The following is a 17,544-nucleotide window of genomic DNA, read 5'->3' as shown; positions in this document are numbered from 1 at the left end:
AACCGCGAGCGACAGCAACGATGCGAGGTATCCACAGCGTGCCGCCTGGTGCAGCGGCGCTTCTGATTGCTGCATCTGGGATCTTCATCTTTGTTATCAGTATCAGCTCGCGTTTGAGTCACTGAGTTCTTTTGCAGTGTCTCAAACTGACACGGATGGAAAGGTCCGCAAAAACCCAAACTGGAAGGGACCAAACGGCACAACTAATTCTTAAGGGTTGATCCCGATGATGAACAGGAAGCTCGCACAAGGACGGCACGTTGAGTGGCTGCGAACCTCACCTCACTCCAGTGAGACGGATCCCGGAGAGCGCAGCGACCATGCACTAAAGCGCTCTGGCAGGACTGTTCATCGACTCCTGCAGGAGATGTCGGAGGGCCGCGACACGAGCGATGCGTGGCCGTGGCCAACTCGGGGCATTTAGCCCTGCAAGCTGCGGTCCGTAGCGCTTGTTCCTGGCACTGTGTTCAAGCGCTACGGCCCGCTTTCCTTTTTCGCGCGGAGATCTGAGGGCATTGTGAATCTCCAAGATATGGCTTTCATTGCCTGTGAACCGGGAAAGCTGCTGGTGGAAATACTGGCTCCAGCCTTTCCGCGTCCGCCCGTAGAAGCGTTTGTGGAGGCCGTCCAGTCCCTTGAATCAGTCGCTATCAATAGTTTCAAGAAGATGAAGGATGGCGTCCTTCTCGAATACGACGAGCGTTCTATAGATGCGCAGGACCTCAAGGCCTTCTTAGCGGCTGCCTATTCAACGGTCACCTATGACTCTGGTAAGCATTGCCCAGCAACGCACATCTTGCCGGTCACGTTTGGAGGTCCAGCCGGTCCGGACCTGGCTGTGGCAGGTGTCCTTTTAGGTACATCGGAGAACACCCTGATCAGGCGGATCTGCCGAAGTAGACACACTGTAAGAATGTTTTCGGAGCCCGGGGCATCTGCGCTCCTCGAATTGCCATGGTCGGACGGTGGCCTCCAAACCGTACAGGCGAGCAGATGCAAACGGGCTGTGCCTCCGGGGTCGCTGACACTGTCTGGGGCTGGCCTGACTATTGCCAGCCGCGCATCTTATTCGGACGAACTCATCTTGGGACGGGTGAACAACAATTCGGTCGAGGCCTCCGTGCTCTTGAGAATGGGCGATCATGTATGGCTGAGAGGACGGTTAGATTCATCCCCTAGGCTAACGAGTGTTCGTTAGCTAAGCTGGAGTTATCACTGTTGATAAACGGAGTGGATGATGTGAGCGAATCGCCGCGTGTGCAAGCAAATGCCGCTGTCAGAAGGTTCTTGGCGGGGCGTGATTGGTCAATTCAGACTCCGGCCCGGCGCCGAATCGTGGCAGGCTTCCTGCAACTCGCCACGGCCCGCGGCTTTGAGTCAGTCACCATGCGAACTTTAGCTCGGGAGGTAGGCGTGAAGGCACCCAGCATCTACTCGAGCTTTCCCGAGGGAAAAGACGAGATCGTAGCTGAGGCGCTCCGGTCGTTTACACATGCCTTCGCTTTTGACCTTCTTGCGGGAGCAGAGAAGGCGACGTCAGCCGAGGAATACTGGGCTGCGCTCGTTAGAGGCCACCTGGCCCAACAGCTCCAGAGACCTGAACCAGGTCTCTGGGACCTATTGGTCGCCACTGACAAAGTTGCACGATTCCTCAAAGACGAGGTCCGCGCCGATCTTGACCAATGGGTGCGGCTGCACGAGGACATGTACATTGCCGCAGCGGAGGAGATGGGCTTCGAGCTATCTGTTCAGACCGTCCGAGTGATATTTACTTTCCTGGATGGTGCCCGGCGATGGGCCGATTGGAGCGGAAGTGATGGGGAGCTTGCTCAGTTAGGCGACCGTTCTGTTGCGCTGACACGCACCCTCCTCAATGTCAGCAGCGGAATTCGCAGCCCCGCTTAGTCAGCGGCGTGCTCCGTTGTCGACCCCAGGCGACTGCGCCGCTGCAAGCGGTGTCTCAAGCTGGCACACCACCACGGCAATCGGCGTCGATACTGTGATTCAGAACTCACAACTCAGTGACGAGGACGACATGAATAACACCACAATTGACGCTCCTCAGGCGACGCGTCATAGCCAAGAAACCCGGCTCAGCGGCAACATGGGGGTGGGAGAGCTGGTAATGAACGTGCTGGCCTTCTCCTCACCTCTGGCCACAGTGGCCGGAACTCTGCCGGTTCTCTTGATGTTCAGCGGGCAGACAGCACCTGCCATCTATGTACTTATTACTCTGATGTTGCTGATATTTTCTGTCGGCTTCGTGAAGATGAGTCGCAGTGTCAAAGGACCAGGCGGCTTCTACTCCTTCGTTACGGCCGGATTGGGAAAGCCTGCCGGTCTTGGAGGCGCATTTCTCGCGCTGTTTGGCTACATCTTCATCGGATTCTTTGCACCTTCGTTCTTCGGTGTGACCCTTCAGGGCTTCGTTATGAATTCCCTGAATGGCCCGGATGTCGCTTGGTATTGGTATGCGCTAGCCATTATCGCCGTGACCACACTCCTCGCGTATAACCGCATCGATCTCTCGGCGAAGGTGCTCACTGTCGTCATGCTCCTGGAAGTGGCCGTGGTGGTGACGTTTGACATTGCGTCGTTCTTAGCAATGGGGATGGAGGCGGTACAGGGAGCGGTCTTTGCCCTTCCCTCTCCAAGTGACGCAACCCTAGGCTTGGCGCTCCTGTTCGCCGTCGGTAACTTCTTCGGATTTGAAGCCACAGTCATCTATCGGGACGAAGTACAGAATCCCGACCGGACCATACCCCGGGCCACCTATATTGCCGTCGTCGGCATCGGGCTCTTCTACGCGGTCGCTGCGTGGGCGTTTATCGCGTTTTTGGGACCCGAGAATGTGCAGTCGGCAGCGGAGGCGAACACGGTGAATCTCTTCGATGACGCCGTTGGGGCGTTGGTCGGAAAAGTCTTTGCCGATGTCGCTGTAGTGCTGCTTATCACCTCGGTACTCGCTTGCATGCTTTCGATTCAGAACATTGCTGCCAGATATAGCTTCGCATTGGCCACCGATCATGCTTTGCCATCGGTTCTCGGTCGGGTGCACCCCAAGCACAAGTCTCCCTATATTTCGGCCTTGGCTGTTGGACTCATCTGGGCTGCCGCCACGGTCATCTTCACTGCGCTGGGTGTCTCGCCGGATGACCTTTATCCGATCGCAAGCGGAAGCGGCACTTTTGCTGTTCTGCTGCTGATGTTTATCACGAGTTTTGCGGTATTCGTCTACTTCCTTCGCCGCCGCCGGTTTGCTCCGGAGTCTCTTTGGAAGAGCATCATAGCGCCACTGATCAGTGTCGTTTTCCTAGGGGTCATCACTTACTTGGCGATCGCCAACTACCCGGAACTCATTGGCGGTTCAGCCGTTCTCACTGTGATCTTCATGAGTTTTACCTTCGCGCTGTTTTTGGGTGGCATCCTGTACGCCCTCTTCCTCCGATCCAAGCGTCCCAACGTTTATGCGAGGCTGGGCCGGCAGAATGTCGACTGATCCTCGATAGGACTTGCCGGAATCTGAAATTCCTTACCGAAAATGCTCCGCTAGTTGCCGTTCCCATTATTGGAGACTCGAATGAACAGCTATTACCCGCTCGCTCTTCTACTCGCTCGACAAGAAGCTGCGCAAAGCGCCTTTGAAACCGCAACCAGTGCTCTGCCAAACGCTCCTGTCGTCCCTTACGCTGAAAAATCTTCACCGCGTTGGTTGGATGCCCTACGCGGGCGCGTTGCAACGATACTCCATCGCGTTGCGTGGGCACTTGAGCCAGAGGATCACATCGGCATCGATCACTAGCCAGGCTTTTCGCGCCAGTAGCGGGTGGACTGATTGCGCTTCGGCGTTTTGATTTTTTCGGATGGCGGGACGGTGGATGATCCATGGAAGTTCGTTAATCTCACTTCCGCGCTCCGATCCATGAACTCAATCTCCCGGACGGTGCCAGGGCTTGGACACGGGACTGTGTAGAGGTCCAGCCCTAGTCCGATACCCCACAGAGCATCATCGGTCGGCTGTAACCTTCAGGGCATGTCGAGCCGGGTTTTGTAGGCGGTGTCTTTGTTGGTGTTCCAGCCGGCAATGATGCCGGCTCCGAGCATTTGGTCCGTGAGACGAGCGAAGCGGTAGCCCGGGTCCGTGTCGAGGGCGAGTTGCATGTATTGGTGTGCTTTGGAACCTCGTCCTTCCCACCAGTTGATGTAGCCGATGGTGGTGAGGATAGGTGCTGCGTGTTGAGGGCTCGTTCTCGTATAGGCGTGGAGGAGTAGCTGTTGTGCCCATTCGACGCGTGACCACTTCGGGGCGGTTTTGGTTTGGGCGAAGAGGATGTGTTGGGGTGGTTCGTTGATGCCGGGGATGTCTGCCATGAGCCGGTCGCGGATGTGGGGAAATTGGAAGTTCGCGATGAGCGCGGTGCAGTCTTCGTCGGTGGGGAAGTCGCTTGCCTCCAGCATGGTCGACCACAGTTTGCTGGCTTGTTCTGCGGCTACACCAGGGGGCAGCGCCCTGATGATGGTCATGTGGTCATCGACTGCGATTGCTTGCGCTGCTTCCTGGGCTGGCGCAGGGAGGACGATTCGGTTGGTGGGTTCGATGGTGCCGCCGCGGTAGATGAATTCGGCGTTTACGCGGCTGTATTCGGTGGTGCTGAGGGGCAGGCTGATGTCTTGTCCGGGTTCGCTGTCGTAGGGGGAGTAGGTTTCGTCGCTGACGAAGATCCCGTCGCGGATGGTGATGCCGTTCTCGGCGAGGACCCCCGTAAGGGCGGCAATGGTAGCTGCGTGGGGTTTGGGCTGTCCTGGTTGGCAGTGGGCTGAGGCGTAGAGGGCGAAGATGATACTTGTCGCGTTGGTGTCGCTGGTGAGGTAGCTGCTGACCGTCCGGGCGTAGGGGAGTTCTGTTCCGAGTTGGCGGGGGAGGTCGATGCGGAGGGTGGTGTGTTTTTGGCCTTTGCGCCGTTCTGATAGGGGATCTGCGCGCTGGTGAGGGGCTGGACTTCAATTTGGGGGACCGGGACAGAGGCGGAAAGTTCTGGAGAATGGGAATGGCCCGGAGCGCAGAGCCAATTTCCCGGATTGATCCGGCCGCCTCGCGCAGTGGTTGCACGGAGGTCCATCCAGCGATGACCGTGATATCAGAATGACAAACAGCGTTGTTGCTTCTGGCTATTCATGGGCGGGCTGATCCGTAGCGCCATGACGTGATCTGCCCTATTTTTAGGCGTGTGCAATCCCTTGTCGGAATCCCTGAGTTGGGTAGCCCGGGTGACTGCTTCCAGTCCCGACATATGCGCCGTTATCGGCGGTTGCGTGCTTTCCGATTGTCCGATTCTTCGAGGCGGCGCGGTGCTCGCCGCCGCTGACCTACGCTGGTGCCAACTTGTTGCGGGTGAGTTACGACGAAACCAAAACACCAAAGAGCCGCGCCTGTCTTGATGTGGACCTATTGATTGCGCAAGCTGTCTGATTCTTGGGAGTCCTTTGTCGACCTGCGGACACGCGTCCTACTTCGGCCAGGGGCGCTTGTGTTCTACGTTTTTTGGACTCCTGGCCTGAAACTTGTTTGCGGCAGTAGTAAAGCTTCGGGGAGCCAAGTCCCAGATCCTTTCGTGGTGTTTGCCTAGGAGCCCTGCTGCCATTGGGTGGGTCCCTCCAGGTCTGCACGCCCAGATTCCAAGTTGTTGCGTGGGTCGGTGTCGTAGGGGGACCAAGTGGCTCGTCGATATAGGTGCTGTCGCCGATCGTGATGCCCGCCTTGGCGAGAACTCCATAGAGAGGGCTGTGACGGTGTCCCGATGCGGCCGCGCTATGTCTGGTTCTGATTGTTCTGCGATGTTGAGGGCGAAGACGATGCCATTGACACGGTCGTCGCAGATCACCTGTGTGCAGGGCGCACGGTTCTCCCAACGGACGTGCCTTAGGGTTCTGGTCTCGACGCCGATAATGGCGCCGCTGACATGAACCAAAGGAATAAACACATGCTCGAAGCAACCCGACCCCTGCCCGGCACAGAAGATCAAAGAGTTCTGAGTGTGCTTCGCGGCATGTACTTCAACTACATGCTCGGGAAGCGGTCCGAGATAGACGCCGTATTCGTGGCCAACTTCTCGAGGACGACGGCGGGAGTCACCTCCCGCCGTCGTGCGTTGTTCGCGTGGCGCCCCGCGTTGTTGGCGAGGCGCTTAGCTTTCGAGTTTGGAGTGCTCGCCGAGGCGGTGCCACGAACGGTTGTGGTAGACCAAGGCGTCTCCGGGTTCTCCCGCTGGGACGTCACGCATCACGCGGGACTCCAGGGCGTGAACGGCGATGATGGTGGAGGTCCCTACCTCCATGCGGTTGATGATGGCGCAGCGCACCCAGGCGCGGACGTCGTCATACACTGCTTCGCCGGTTGCGAGGGCTGACCAGCGGTGCGTCTGGTTGAAGCGGTCGGCGCCGGGGGTCGCTCCGAACTTCGCCAGGTCGACGTCGTGTGCGTCCAGCAGGTGCACGACGACGGTTTCGGCGCGGGAAAGCACCGTCGACGCAGAGGACAGTGCCGAGACCGAGAAAATCAGCAAGGGAGGTTCCGCACTCACTGACACCACCGACGATACCGTCAGCGCCACGGGTCCTTCGCCTGCATCGGCCGTGATGACGGCGACACCGCCTGGGTGGCCACGGAACAGTGCTTTGAATTCGTCGGCCGAGAGGGAGGACGGGAAGCTCTGGTTCGGAGCCCCGAGCCAGGTGTCTGGGGGGTAGGCGTGAAACATCGTTATGGCACCTTGGGGGCGGAGCGGGCGAGTTCCTCGCGAACGATGTCCGTCCCTGCGCTGAGGGCACTGAGTTTGGCCAGTGCGACGTCCCGGGGGAACGGTGCCATGCCGCAGTTGGAGCTGGCTATGAGCTTGTCGGCATCGACGAACTGCAGGGCTTTGCGGAGGGTGTCGGCGACTTCTTCCGGGGTCTCGATGGTTTCGCTTGCGACGTCGATTGCTCCGAGCATGACTTTCTTGCCGCGGAGGAGCTCGATGAGGTCCATGGGCACGTGGGAGTTCTGGGATTCCAGCGAGATGATGTCGATGCTGGAGCTCTGAAGCAGCGGGAAGGTTTCCTCGTACTGCCGCCACTGTGAGCCGAGCGTCGCCTTCCAGTCGTTGTTTGCCTTGATCCCGTAGCCGTAGCAGATATGTACGGCGGTTTCCGCGCGCAGTCCTTCTGCCGCTCGCTCGAGCGCGGCCACGCCCCAGTCCTTGACCTCATCGAGGAAGACGTTGAACGCGGGCTCGTCGAACTGGATGATGTCAACGCCGGCCGCTTCGAGTTCTTTCGCTTCCTGGTTCAGGATCGCTGCGAACTCCCAGGCCAGCTTCTCGCGGCTCTTGTAGTGGTCATCGAAGAGTGTGTCCACCATGGTCATGGGACCGGGAAGAGTCCATTTGATCGGGCGGTCGGTGGTTGCGCGGAGGAACTTTGCGTCGTCGACGAATACCGGCCGCTCGCGGCGCACCGGCCCGACGACGGTGGGCACGCTCGCGTCGTAGCGGTCGCGGATGCGCACGGTCTTGCGTTGTTCAAAGTCGACCCCGCTGAGATGCTCGATGAAGGTGGTGACGAAGTGCTGGCGGGTTTGCTCGCCGTCGCTGACGATGTCGATGCCGCGTCGGCTTTGCTCGTGGATGGCGATGCGCAGCGCATCCTGCTTGCCCTCGAGCAGCGCATCTCCCTCCAGCTTCCAGGGGGACCACAGAGTCTCCGGCTGTGCGAGCCACAATGGTTTGGGCAGGCTTCCGACAACGGTGGTGGGCAAAAGTGTGTTCATGATTGACGATTCTCCGTGGGTCAGTTGACGAGAGCGGGGTATTTGGCGGTCCACTGGTCCAATAGATCCTTGTGGGGCGTGATGAAGTGTTCCTCCGTGTACTTCGCCTGAGTGACCGCGAGCTGACTGCGCTCGACGCGGTCGTAATCGATCTGGGTCCGCGAGTAGTCCTGCTCTCCCAGGCTCGGCTGATAGACGACGGCGGCGGCGGAGTTCGCGTTGTAGACCTCCGGGCGGTAGATCTTCTGGAACGTCTCCATGGTGCTGATCGTGCCGATGAGCTGGAGGTTGGAGTAGTCGTTGAGCAGGTCGCCGCGGAAATAGAAGGCCAGCGGCGCAACGCTGCCGCGTGGCATGAAGTAGCGAACCTGCAGCCCCATCTTTGCGAAGTACGCGTCCGTCAGTGAGAACTCGTCCTGCTGGTACTCGACGCCCAGGACGGGGTGATGGTTCTCGGTTCGCCGGTACGTCTTGGTGGTGGAGACGCTGATGCACACCACTGGCGGCTGCGGGAAGCGTTCCTGGCATGCCGGGGAATCGAGGAATTGCTGGAACAGCTTGCCGTGAAGTTCGCCGAAGTTCTCGGGAACGGTGGGCTTGCCTGTCTCCGCTGCTGCCGCTGGCAGTACAACGCTGAAGTCGAAGTCACGGACGTAGGAGGAGAAGTTGTTCCCCACGATCCCTTGGTGGCGGACCCCGTTCAGCTGGTCAACGATCTGGATGTCGAGAACCTCGAACAGCGGGAACTGCTGATCCGTACCTTCGGCAGTGAACTCTATCTGCACGGAAACGATCTCCAGTTCGAGCGTGTAACGGTCCCGGTCCGGGTTGTCCCAGCTGGCGAGATCGTTGAAGCGGCGCCGAATCATGGTCAAGGCGTTGCGGAGGTTCTCCTGACGGTGCTCGCCCCGTGCCAGGTTGGCGAAATTCGTGGTGATCCGCGAGCCTTCCGACGGGGAGTAGTCCTCGTCGAAGGGGGTCGTGGTGATGCTGAAGGTGAAGTCGTCTGCCATGTGCTGCCAATCCGTTGATGGGCCGGAGACGGCCTTTCCGAAGGTGATGTATCCATGGTGCAGCCTAGGGCGGGGTATCAGGTAACTAGTGGTTGCTATGCATTGATATAGAATTTTCCTATGGCCCAGATTTCGAGCGGATTGACCCTGCAGCAGCTCCGCTACTTCATAGAAGTTGCAGCGGAGGGGTCGATCTCCGCCGCTGCCGATCTTCTCTACGTAGCGCAGCCGACGATGTCTGCATCGATGAAGGACCTTGAGGCCCGGGTGGGGCGTGCGCTCCTGGTTCGCTCGGCCCGCGGGGCCACCCTCACCGCCGACGGGGTAGAGTTCCTTGGCTACGCGAGGCAGGTCGTGGAGCAGTTCGCTCTCCTCGAGCAGCGCTACCTTGGCAGGCCGCCGCGGCGGCGTCTGCTCGGGGTGTCAACGCAGCACTACTCGTTTGCGGTGGACGCATTCGTCCGGATGGTCAAGGCCACTGATGTGGCCGAGTACGAGTTCTCGCTGCGTGAGTCCCGCACGTGGGACATCATCGAGGATGTCCGGACGCTCCGCAGCGAGATAGGCATCCTCTACCGGAACGATTTCAACAGGAAGGTCATTGACAAGCTGCTCCGGGAATCCGGGCTCGCGTTTACTCCGCTTTTCCTCGCCGACCCTCACATTTTCGTTGCACGGAACAACCCGCTCGCTTCAAAAGAGCGTGCGACTCTCGATGATCTCGCCGGGATGCCGCGGCTCACCTTCGATCAAGGTGCGAACAACTCCTTTTACTTCGCCGAGGAGATTCTCTCCACCATGTCCAGTAAGCAGGAGATCAGGGTCTCTGATCGTGCCACGATCTTCAACCTCATGATCGGGCTCCACGGCTACACGATCTCCACCGGCATCATCAGCGGGGAGCTCGATCCGGAGATCGTCGCTATCCCGCTTGACGTTGACGAACGCATCGAGATCGGCTGGATCGGCCACGCAGCGATCCCGCTCACCGACCAAGCGCAGCACTACCTCAGGGAATTGCGGGCCGTCGTCTCTGAGTTCGGCGTAGCGCTGCTCGACTGACCGCAGTTGAGCGGGCGGGTCATACGTATTGGTGAGCTTACCGGGCATATACGGACTCCCGTCGCTGACCTGCGACGTCAGTGCTGGTATGGATGAATCTGAGGCGGCGTCTTGGTGAACTCCAACCCTATATTCCGTTATCGGAATGTGACATCTGGGAAAAGCAGCGGCTAAGGTTGCTCGGTGTCCTGATTCAAAGCTGGGACATACCCGTCAGTATGCCGAGCCCTGCCGCTGAACCGGGACCCCAACGCAATCAACTGGCAGGGACGGGGGAACCACTTTTCCACGGCTTCATCCGAAGCCTTGGGGTTAAGCCATACGACCGTCCTGAACGGCGTACGGCCGGGTGTCTCCGACCCGAACCCGACAGCTCACCCCGCAGGCATGGGAGAGGCAACCAACCATGTCCAAGATGTTCACTGCCGCACGCCATCGCGCAGCCCCCACCACGTCCCGCACCATGATGATCGGGCGGCCGGCCCTCGTAGTCGCCGCCGCATCCGGCCTCTTTTTCGGCTTCAGCGCCCCGGCACAGGCCAGCGTCGGCGGACCCGACAACTCCGGGGCAGCCACTGTTCCGGGCCAGGTAAGTGCACCGGCAGCTGCGGCTCTGGTTCCTGCACCGGCCGCAGCCAACGTTCATACCGTCGTCCCCGGCGACACCCTGGGCCAGATCTCCGCCGCGAACGCCGTATCCCTCAACGACGTCCTGGCCGCCAACGGGATGTCCCTGAGCACCGTCATCTATCCGGGCGACCAGATCAAGATCCCCGGCGCAGGGCAAACGGATGCGGCAACGGCCGCGACAGTCGCGTCGGCGTCCGCGGGTGCAACAACCCCGGCCACGGCAGCCCAGACCGCCCTGGCGCCGGCTACGCCCACCAACACAGGCGTCGTGCTGGCCTCAACCTCGGCTACAGCCCAGGCCCCCACCGGCTCAGCTGGCTCGGCAATCCTGGCCTCCGCGTACTCCCAGCTGGGAATGCAGCAGGACTGCACCGCCATGGTGGAGAAGGCACTGCGCTCTGCCGGCAAGAGCGTGGGAGACCTGGCCCCGGGCCAGTTCTTCCAGTACGGCAGCGTCGTAGGCACCCCTGCCCCGGGTGACCTGGTGATAACCGCCGGACACGTGGGCGTCTTCGCAGGCAACGGCCAGGTTGTCAGCGGCGGCGTGGACGGTTTCAAGACCGAGGTCCACTCCCTCAGCTGGCTCCAGGGCGCATCCTTCGTCCGCGTAGCCTGACCCCTGCCGGTCGGGACGGCGGCGGGCGTCACCCAGCCGCCCGCCGTCGTCGGCCGTTGTTGATCTTCAGACTCCCTGCCCCGACCAAGGCATATCGCTCCGCCTGATCCTTGCGGGCGGTACGAGCCGACCCATCAGGCGCGCATCCTTCCCCGCCGGCACGTTGTTCGTGGAGGCTAGACGACGACAGTGTTCATTACTGCTTTATTTTTGCCCAGCGGGTTGAGCTTGGGTGGCCACGGCATTGACCAAGGCCCGTTCCAGCGGGCCCAGATCCGTTCTCGAAGCGGCCATGACCCGCTCGGTTGGCGATGGGCTGAGTTTGATCTTACGGAGGGAGCGTTCGTCGACTGCGCGGTCAGCGGTCGTGAACGTTACCCCCAGCCCAGCGGCGACCATGGCTTCCGCAGCTTGTGCCGATGAGGCGGTTACCGCGATCTCGTCAACGAAGCTCCATTCGTCTCTGATGGATCGGAGACGGAGCAGTGCAGGCGATTCGATCCAGTTTTCAGTCGACAGATCGTCGGCAACAACGGTGTCTCTGTCTGCGAAGCGGTGGTGGACGGGCACCAGGAGGATGTAGTCGACGTCGAAGGCGAGGACCAACTCACCAGGCCATTGGTTGAACTCGATGCCGAAACCGACGTCGATCGTGCCGCGCTGGATGGCCTCTCGGAGCAGTTGACCGTTCTCGAATTCCTGGACCCGTGCGCGAAGATGCGGGTGTTGGACACGGAGGGATGCCAGGGCGGCAGCAACGCGGGGGATGTGCTCGCTGTGTTGGATGCCTACCCCGATTTCGGGAATTTCAGCAGATGCGGCCGTCAGTGATGCCAGGCGCGCGGTTGCTACTTCGCCTGAGAGGTGTCTTACCTTGTCCAAGAACGCCTGACCTGCGGCAGTCGGGAAAGTGCCCCCGGGCAGACGGTCAAAAAGGCGGACACCAACCTCGTCCTCGAGAGCAACGATCTGCTGCGACAAGGATGGTTGGGCGATGTGCAGTTGTTTTGCTGCGAGGCAAATAGAACCGGCCATTTCAACTGCAAGAGCTGCATCGATTTGGCGAAGAGTGATCTTCTCCATAGAGAAATCCTATGCCTATGGGCAAGCTACCTAATAGCTTTTGCCTATGCCCCTAAGCGCGGATTGGTCTTTGATTCGGCGGGAATCCAGCGCGCACTGTTGATGCATGACAATCCACAACGAACTGGACTCGCATCAGGCCTCGGCCGAAGCGCTGCGGGACACTCTGAACTCCTACCGCGTCATCGACCTCAGCCGTGAACTGATCCAGGGAATCCCGACGTTCCCCACGCACCCGAAATTCTTTCTTCTGCCGTTCCCCGCGATGTCGGATCCCGCGGAATTCAACCAGCTCATCATGAGTGACCACTCGGGCACGCATGTGGACGTGCCGGCCCACTTCGTCCCGGAACACGACGGCGATCGCCGTGTATACACTCACGAGATCCCAGTGGACGGCCTGATGGGCCGGGCCGTGAAGCTCAGCTTCGGCCCGTACGAAGCGACCAGCTACAACATCGGTCTAGACGAGATCACTGAGTGGGAAGCCCAGAACGTCGCGATCGAAGCGGATGACATTGTCCTCATCGACACGAAATGGGAACACCGTTGGTCCCTCGTTCCCGAGGGCTTCGACTACCTGCGCGGCTGGCCGGGACTGACCGGTGAAGCAGCAAAGTACCTCCGCGAAAAAGGCGTCAAAGCAGTCGGCATCGACTGCATCAGCATCGACCCAGGCGACAAGTCAGGCTCTGATCTTCGCGCCCACTACGAGCTGCTTCCTCACGGAGTACTCGTCGTAGAAAACCTCTGCAACCTCGCAGAGGTCCCCACTGTCAGCTACTTCATGGCCCTGCCGCTGCGGCTTACCGGGGGCACAGGCTCTCCGCTGCGCGCCATCAGCCTGGTACCGGAAACGGGCGACGTCCGATGACACGCGAAGTCTCCTTCAAGGAGGTCCAGCTTTCCGAACTCGCCGCCTTGGAGAACGAACCGGTTCTTCCCCGGGAAACATACGAACAAAGGTGGGTACAGCTGCGGGAACGCATGGCGGAAAGCGGACTAGGAACCGTTGTAGTGTACGCAGATCGTGAGCACCCCGCCGGGGCTCTGTACTTGACCGGTTTTGACCCCCGGTTCGAAGAGGCCCTGGTTGTCATCGGCGCGGAAGGACCGCTGGCTGTCATCGCCGGCAACGAGTCCCTGTCCATGGTCGCCGACCGTGGCCTGGACTTGAAGGGTGTGCTGTGCCAATCCCTGAGCCTGCCCGGCCAGAAGCGCCAGACCCAGCGCAAACTCTCCGATGCCCTGGTAGAAGCCGGAATTGATGCGTCCCTGCCCGTTGGCCTTGTCGGCTGGCGCCCGATCCCGCAGGATGATGTCCGCGGATCGGAGCCGGCGTTCGCAGTACCCCACTTTGTTCTCCACGAATTGCGTCACGTCGCCACGGCCGGAGTCGTGGATGCCAGCAATCTGCTTGGCGGTAACGACGGACTTCGAGCGACCAACGACGTCCACCAGCTTGCATTGAATGAACACCGCTCTACCCGGGCCTCAGGTCATGTATGGCGGGCCATCGACGCCCTGCGCCCCGGAATCAGCGAACTCGAACTGTCCCAGTACATGGGCTTGACCGGGCTTCCGCTGTCCGCCCACGTCATGCTCGCCACCGGCGCGGATAGGGTCAACGGGCTTTACAGCCCCAGCGACAGAGAGATCAGCCGCGGTGACCGGTTGTCCACAGCTGTTGGACTGCACGGCGGCCTGGCCTCCAGGGCCGGCATCGTCGCTGAGATCGGCGACGATGAACTCAGTGGAGAACAGCGGGAATTTGTCCGCGGATACTGGCTCGCAGTCGCGACCTGGTACGAATCCTTGACGATAGGTGCCTCCACCGGTGACATAGCAGAGACGGTCACCAAAGTGCTTGCCACGGCGAATATTGAACCCCTGCTGAACCCGGGGCACCTGCAGCACATCGACGAATGGCTTGACAGTCCCTTCACAATTGGGGACGACCACCGCATCCACTCCGGAATGTCGCTACAGGCGGACATCATCCCCGTAGGTTCACACGATGGACTGTTCGCCAATGTCGAGGACGCCCTCGCTATTGCTGACGAACCGCTCCGCGCCCAGCTCGCCGAACTCTACCCCGCAGCCTGGTCCCGTATCCAAGACCGCAGGACGTTCATGGAAGAAGAACTCGGCATCAAACTCGCCGAAGAAGTTCTTCCCTTCTGTGACCGGCCGGCAGCGCTACCGCCCGGTCTCTTGAGCCCAACAGTCGTCGCGACCTTGGGCTGATCTGCAGCAGCGTGGACCGGCAGGGAGGCCGCCAATAACCGTTGGCGGCCACCACCCCAGCTTCCGGCGGCAACGCCTGCCCCACACCGCGAGCTTCAGGCTCGCCCCGCTCTCAAGGGTTTCGGCCCTTTCAACAGCCCTACATCGTCCCAACGGGAGGAAAGCCGTGCCAATGGCGCCCCAACCAGTCATCCTAGAGATGCGCGCGATCACCAAGGAATTTCCCGGTGTTAAGGCCTTGAACGATGTCTCCCTTACCGTTCGTGCCAATGAAATCCATGCGATCTGCGGCGAAAACGGAGCCGGGAAATCAACCCTCATGAAGGTCCTTTCCGGGGTCTACCCTCACGGGACCTACACCGGAGACATCGTTTATGGCGCTCAAACCATGCGCTTCAAGGACATCAAGTCCAGCGAGCAGCACGGCATCGTGATCATTCACCAGGAACTCGCGCTGATTCCCGAGTTGTCCATCACGGAGAACATCTTCCTGGGGAATGAACCGGGCAGGCACGGCATCATCAGCTGGACCGAAGCACGACGCCGCGCCTCGGAGCTCCTCGCCAGGGTGGGTCTTTCGGATGACCCTGACACCCAGGTTAAGAACATCGGGGTCGGGAAACAGCAACTGGTCGAAATCGCCAAAGCGCTCAACAAGGAGGTCAAGCTCCTCATCCTTGACGAGCCCACAGCAGCCCTGAACGAGGCGGAATCCGCACACCTTCTGGACCTCATCGTGGGCCTCAAACACAAGGGCGTCAGTTCGATCATCATCAGCCACAAACTGAACGAGATTGAGCAAATATCCGACCAAATTACGATCATCCGAGACGGGCACACCATTGAAACCCTGGACGTCAAAAAGGATGGCGTAGACGAGGACCGCATCATCCGCGGCATGGTCGGTCGAACGCTGGAGAGCAGATTCCCTGAGCGCACACCAAACATCGGGGACATTCTTTTCGAGGCACGTGACTTGGTCGTCCAACACCCGCAGGTCCCCGAACGCCTGGTCGTAAAGAACTCCAGTTTTTATGTCCGGCAAGGCGAAATCGTCGGATTCGCCGGCCTGATGGGCGCCGGGCGCACGGAACTGGCCAGGAGCATCTTCGGCCGGTCATACGGCACCTGGCTTTCCGGGAGCATTTACAAAAATGGCAACGAAATACAGGTCCGGAACGTCTCTGAGGCCATCGACAACGGCTTGGCCTACGTTTCCGAAGACCGCAAAGTCCTCGGCCTGAACCTCCTCAACGACATCAAAGAATCGATCGTTTCAGCCAAACTCAGGAAAATCGCCAAACACGGGGTCGTCAGCGACCAGAAGCAGTACGCCATCGCGGAAACCTACCGCAAGAGCCTGCGCATCAAATCCCCTGACGTGGACAGGGGAGTAGGAACGCTTTCGGGCGGGAACCAGCAGAAGGTCGTGCTGGCCAAGTGGATGTTCACCGACCCGGACATCCTCATCCTGGACGAACCCACCCGCGGGATCGACGTCGGCGCCAAATTCGAAATTTACGCCATCATCCAGGAACTCGCAGCCCAGGGAAAAGGCGTCATCGTCATTTCCTCCGAGCTTCCCGAACTCCTCGGAATCTCCGACCGGATCTACACGATCTTTGAGGGTCAAATAACCAATGAGCTCCCCATCGCCGAGGCAACACCCGAGGCCCTGTTGAGGAGCATGACATCTGCCAAGAACACGCAAGTCACCAAGGACGTGAGCCGAGCATGACAACCCTGTTAGCCGAGAAAAAAACATCGGGAGGCATCCGCGACCTGGGCAAAATGTTCGGTAGCGGCCAATCGACAGGACGCCAATTCGGCATCCTCGGAGCCCTCGTCGTCATCACAGCCCTATTCCAGATACTCACCGGTGGCAAAACACTTGACCCCGTGAACCTGATCAACCTGATCAACCAGAACGCCTACGTCCTGATCCTCGCCATCGGCATGGTCATGATCATCATCGCCGGGCACATCGACCTCTCCGTCGGTTCAATCGCGGCCATGGTCGGCATCATCGTGGCCAAGGCAATGACCGAGTGGCACATGCCCTGGCCGGCGGCAATCCTGCTTGGCCTCTGCATTGGTGCCGCCGTCGGCGCTTGGCAAGGATGGTGGGTCGCCTACATCGGCGTACCGGCATTCATCGTGACCCTGGCCGGAATGCTCATCTTCCGCGGCTTGAACCAGCTCATCGGAAATGCCAACACCATCCCCGTCCCGGCCGACTTCACCTTCATTGGTGGCGGCTTCCTCCCCGAATGGGGACCCGATACGGGCTTCAACAATCCAACCATCATCCTCGGTCTGCTGATCACAGCTGCTCTGGTGATCATGGAAATACGGACGCGGCGTACCCAGACGAAACTCGGATCAGACAAAGCACCCCTGTGGGTCAGTGCCTTCAAAATCCTGATCCTCTGCGCCGTAGTCATGTATGCCACGTTCTTGTTCGCCGGGGGACGGGTGGGCACATCCTTCCCGGTCTCGGGCATCATCCTTGGCGTCCTGATCATCATCTACTCCTTCGTCACCCGGAACACCGTCTTCGGCCGGCACGTCTACGCAGTGGGCGGCAACTCACACGCAGCTGAGCTGTCCGGCGTGAAAATCCAGCGCATCAATTTTCTGGTGATGATGAACATGTCTGTCCTGGCCGCGCTTGCCGGTATGATCGCCGTCGCCCGTTCCATCTCATCGGGACCACAGGATGGCCTGGGGTGGGAACTGGACGCCATCGCCGCTGTCTTTATCGGCGGAGCAGCAGTTGCCGGAGGTATCGGTACCGTGGCCGGCTCAATCGTCGGCGGCCTGGTCATCGCGGTCCTGAACAACGGTCTCCAACTGCTCGGCGTGACCAGCGACAAGGTTCAGGTCATCAAAGGCCTCGTGCTCCTGATCGCCGTCGGCATCGACGTCTACGCAAAACGCAACGGCCGTCCCTCCTTGATCGGCAAACTGCTCAACCGGAGCAAAACCCCCTCAACCGGGACCGGAGACAAAACGACTCCGGCATCAAATCGTCCCGACGAATCAACTGAAGAGACCCCCTCATTGGTCTCCTAAGACCTTTCCAA

At 59.9% G+C, this 17,544-nt stretch carries 14 protein-coding genes and 1 riboswitch; of the genes, 9 read left to right on the top strand and 5 right to left on the bottom strand.

Features of this window, described 5'->3' with window-relative positions:
* Window positions 1–532: 532 nt before the first annotated feature.
* The 3 genes from ACIQTW_RS12490 (at window position 533) to ACIQTW_RS12480 (ending at window position 3,499) form a co-directional block, all read left to right on the top strand.
* A complete protein-coding gene (locus ACIQTW_RS12490) occupies window positions 533–1,198 on the top strand; it encodes a carboxyltransferase domain-containing protein (protein ID WP_402937209.1) in 666 nt (221 codons plus the stop codon).
* 32 nt (window positions 1,199–1,230) lie between these two features.
* Complete coding sequence (locus ACIQTW_RS12485) at window positions 1,231–1,905, top strand: TetR/AcrR family transcriptional regulator (protein WP_402937208.1); 675 nt, start codon at window positions 1,231–1,233, stop codon at window positions 1,903–1,905.
* 130 nt (window positions 1,906–2,035) lie between these two features.
* Window positions 2,036–3,499: an APC family permease gene (locus ACIQTW_RS12480; protein ID WP_402937206.1), complete on the top strand. Its 1,464-nt coding sequence runs from the start codon at window positions 2,036–2,038 to the stop codon at window positions 3,497–3,499.
* Window positions 3,500–4,026: 527 nt separating this feature from the next.
* Here the strand turns inward: ACIQTW_RS12480 and ACIQTW_RS12475 are convergent.
* From ACIQTW_RS12475 to ACIQTW_RS12460, 4 genes are all read right to left on the bottom strand, one after another.
* Window positions 4,027–4,929: a DUF4192 family protein gene (locus ACIQTW_RS12475; RefSeq protein WP_402937572.1), complete on the bottom strand. Its 903-nt coding sequence runs from the start codon at window positions 4,927–4,929 to the stop codon at window positions 4,027–4,029.
* A 1,256-nt stretch (window positions 4,930–6,185) separates the two neighbouring features.
* Window positions 6,186–6,758: a flavin reductase family protein gene (locus tag ACIQTW_RS12470; protein WP_402937204.1), complete on the bottom strand. Its 573-nt coding sequence runs from the start codon at window positions 6,756–6,758 to the stop codon at window positions 6,186–6,188.
* Between the two features lie 2 nt (window positions 6,759–6,760).
* Complete coding sequence (locus ACIQTW_RS12465) at window positions 6,761–7,807, bottom strand: methionine synthase (RefSeq protein WP_402937202.1); 1,047 nt, start codon at window positions 7,805–7,807, stop codon at window positions 6,761–6,763.
* A 20-nt stretch (window positions 7,808–7,827) separates the two neighbouring features.
* Window positions 7,828–8,820, bottom strand: a complete 993-nt coding sequence (locus tag ACIQTW_RS12460; protein ID WP_402937201.1) for a DUF1852 domain-containing protein — start codon at window positions 8,818–8,820, stop codon at window positions 7,828–7,830.
* A 120-nt stretch (window positions 8,821–8,940) separates the two neighbouring features.
* Here ACIQTW_RS12460 and ACIQTW_RS12455 point away from each other — a divergent pair, with 120 nt between their 5' ends.
* Complete coding sequence (locus ACIQTW_RS12455) at window positions 8,941–9,882, top strand: LysR family transcriptional regulator (protein WP_026546662.1); 942 nt, start codon at window positions 8,941–8,943, stop codon at window positions 9,880–9,882.
* 209 nt (window positions 9,883–10,091) lie between these two features.
* Window positions 10,092–10,285: riboswitch (cyclic di-AMP (ydaO/yuaA leader) on the top strand.
* 3 nt (window positions 10,286–10,288) lie between these two features.
* Entirely contained in the window at window positions 10,289–11,128 is an 840-nt protein-coding gene (locus tag ACIQTW_RS12450) for a LysM peptidoglycan-binding domain-containing protein (RefSeq protein ID WP_402937199.1), read from the top strand.
* 204 nt (window positions 11,129–11,332) lie between these two features.
* Here the strand turns inward: ACIQTW_RS12450 and ACIQTW_RS12445 are convergent, their stop codons facing one another.
* A complete protein-coding gene (locus ACIQTW_RS12445) occupies window positions 11,333–12,211 on the bottom strand; it encodes a LysR family transcriptional regulator (protein ID WP_402937197.1) in 879 nt (292 codons plus the stop codon).
* 106 nt (window positions 12,212–12,317) lie between these two features.
* Here ACIQTW_RS12445 and ACIQTW_RS12440 point away from each other — a divergent pair, with 106 nt between their 5' ends.
* The 4 genes from ACIQTW_RS12440 (at window position 12,318) to mmsB (ending at window position 17,533) form a co-directional block, all read left to right on the top strand.
* Entirely contained in the window at window positions 12,318–13,085 is a 768-nt protein-coding gene (locus ACIQTW_RS12440; protein ID WP_402937196.1) for a cyclase family protein, read from the top strand.
* Entirely contained in the window at window positions 13,082–14,458 is a 1,377-nt protein-coding gene (locus tag ACIQTW_RS12435; protein ID WP_402937194.1) for a hypothetical protein, read from the top strand. Before ACIQTW_RS12440 ends, ACIQTW_RS12435 begins: the two co-directional genes overlap by 4 nt.
* A gap of 172 nt (window positions 14,459–14,630) precedes the next feature.
* Entirely contained in the window at window positions 14,631–16,196 is a 1,566-nt protein-coding gene (gene mmsA / locus ACIQTW_RS12430; RefSeq protein ID WP_402937193.1) for a multiple monosaccharide ABC transporter ATP-binding protein, read from the top strand.
* Complete coding sequence (gene mmsB, locus ACIQTW_RS12425; RefSeq protein ID WP_402937191.1) at window positions 16,193–17,533, top strand: multiple monosaccharide ABC transporter permease; 1,341 nt, start codon at window positions 16,193–16,195, stop codon at window positions 17,531–17,533. The genes mmsA and mmsB overlap by 4 nt, the downstream gene beginning before the upstream one ends.
* The last annotated feature ends 11 nt before the right edge of the window (window positions 17,534–17,544 follow it).

Source organism: Paenarthrobacter sp. NPDC090517 (assembly GCF_044769165.1).
Taxonomy (GTDB): Bacteria; Actinomycetota; Actinomycetes; order Actinomycetales; family Micrococcaceae; genus Arthrobacter.
Note: the sequence above shows the minus strand (reverse complement) of the source record. Positions and strands in the feature narration are given on the sequence as shown.

Coding starts and splice junctions, on each gene's coding strand:
- ACIQTW_RS12490 (WP_402937209.1), top strand. CDS start 533: ATGGCTTTCATTGCCTGTGAACCGGGAAAGCTGCTGGTGGAAATACTG.
- ACIQTW_RS12480 (WP_402937206.1), top strand. CDS start 2,036: ATGAATAACACCACAATTGACGCTCCTCAGGCGACGCGTCATAGCCAA.
- ACIQTW_RS12470 (WP_402937204.1), bottom strand. CDS start 6,758: ATGTTTCACGCCTACCCCCCAGACACCTGGCTCGGGGCTCCGAACCAG.
- ACIQTW_RS12465 (WP_402937202.1), bottom strand. CDS start 7,807: ATGAACACACTTTTGCCCACCACCGTTGTCGGAAGCCTGCCCAAACCA.
- ACIQTW_RS12460 (WP_402937201.1), bottom strand. CDS start 8,820: ATGGCAGACGACTTCACCTTCAGCATCACCACGACCCCCTTCGACGAG.
- ACIQTW_RS12455 (WP_026546662.1), top strand. CDS start 8,941: ATGGCCCAGATTTCGAGCGGATTGACCCTGCAGCAGCTCCGCTACTTC.
- ACIQTW_RS12450 (WP_402937199.1), top strand. CDS start 10,289: ATGTCCAAGATGTTCACTGCCGCACGCCATCGCGCAGCCCCCACCACG.
- ACIQTW_RS12445 (WP_402937197.1), bottom strand. CDS start 12,211: ATGGAGAAGATCACTCTTCGCCAAATCGATGCAGCTCTTGCAGTTGAA.
- ACIQTW_RS12440 (WP_402937196.1), top strand. CDS start 12,318: ATGACAATCCACAACGAACTGGACTCGCATCAGGCCTCGGCCGAAGCG.
- ACIQTW_RS12435 (WP_402937194.1), top strand. CDS start 13,082: ATGACACGCGAAGTCTCCTTCAAGGAGGTCCAGCTTTCCGAACTCGCC.
- mmsA (WP_402937193.1), top strand. CDS start 14,631: ATGGCGCCCCAACCAGTCATCCTAGAGATGCGCGCGATCACCAAGGAA.
- mmsB (WP_402937191.1), top strand. CDS start 16,193: ATGACAACCCTGTTAGCCGAGAAAAAAACATCGGGAGGCATCCGCGAC.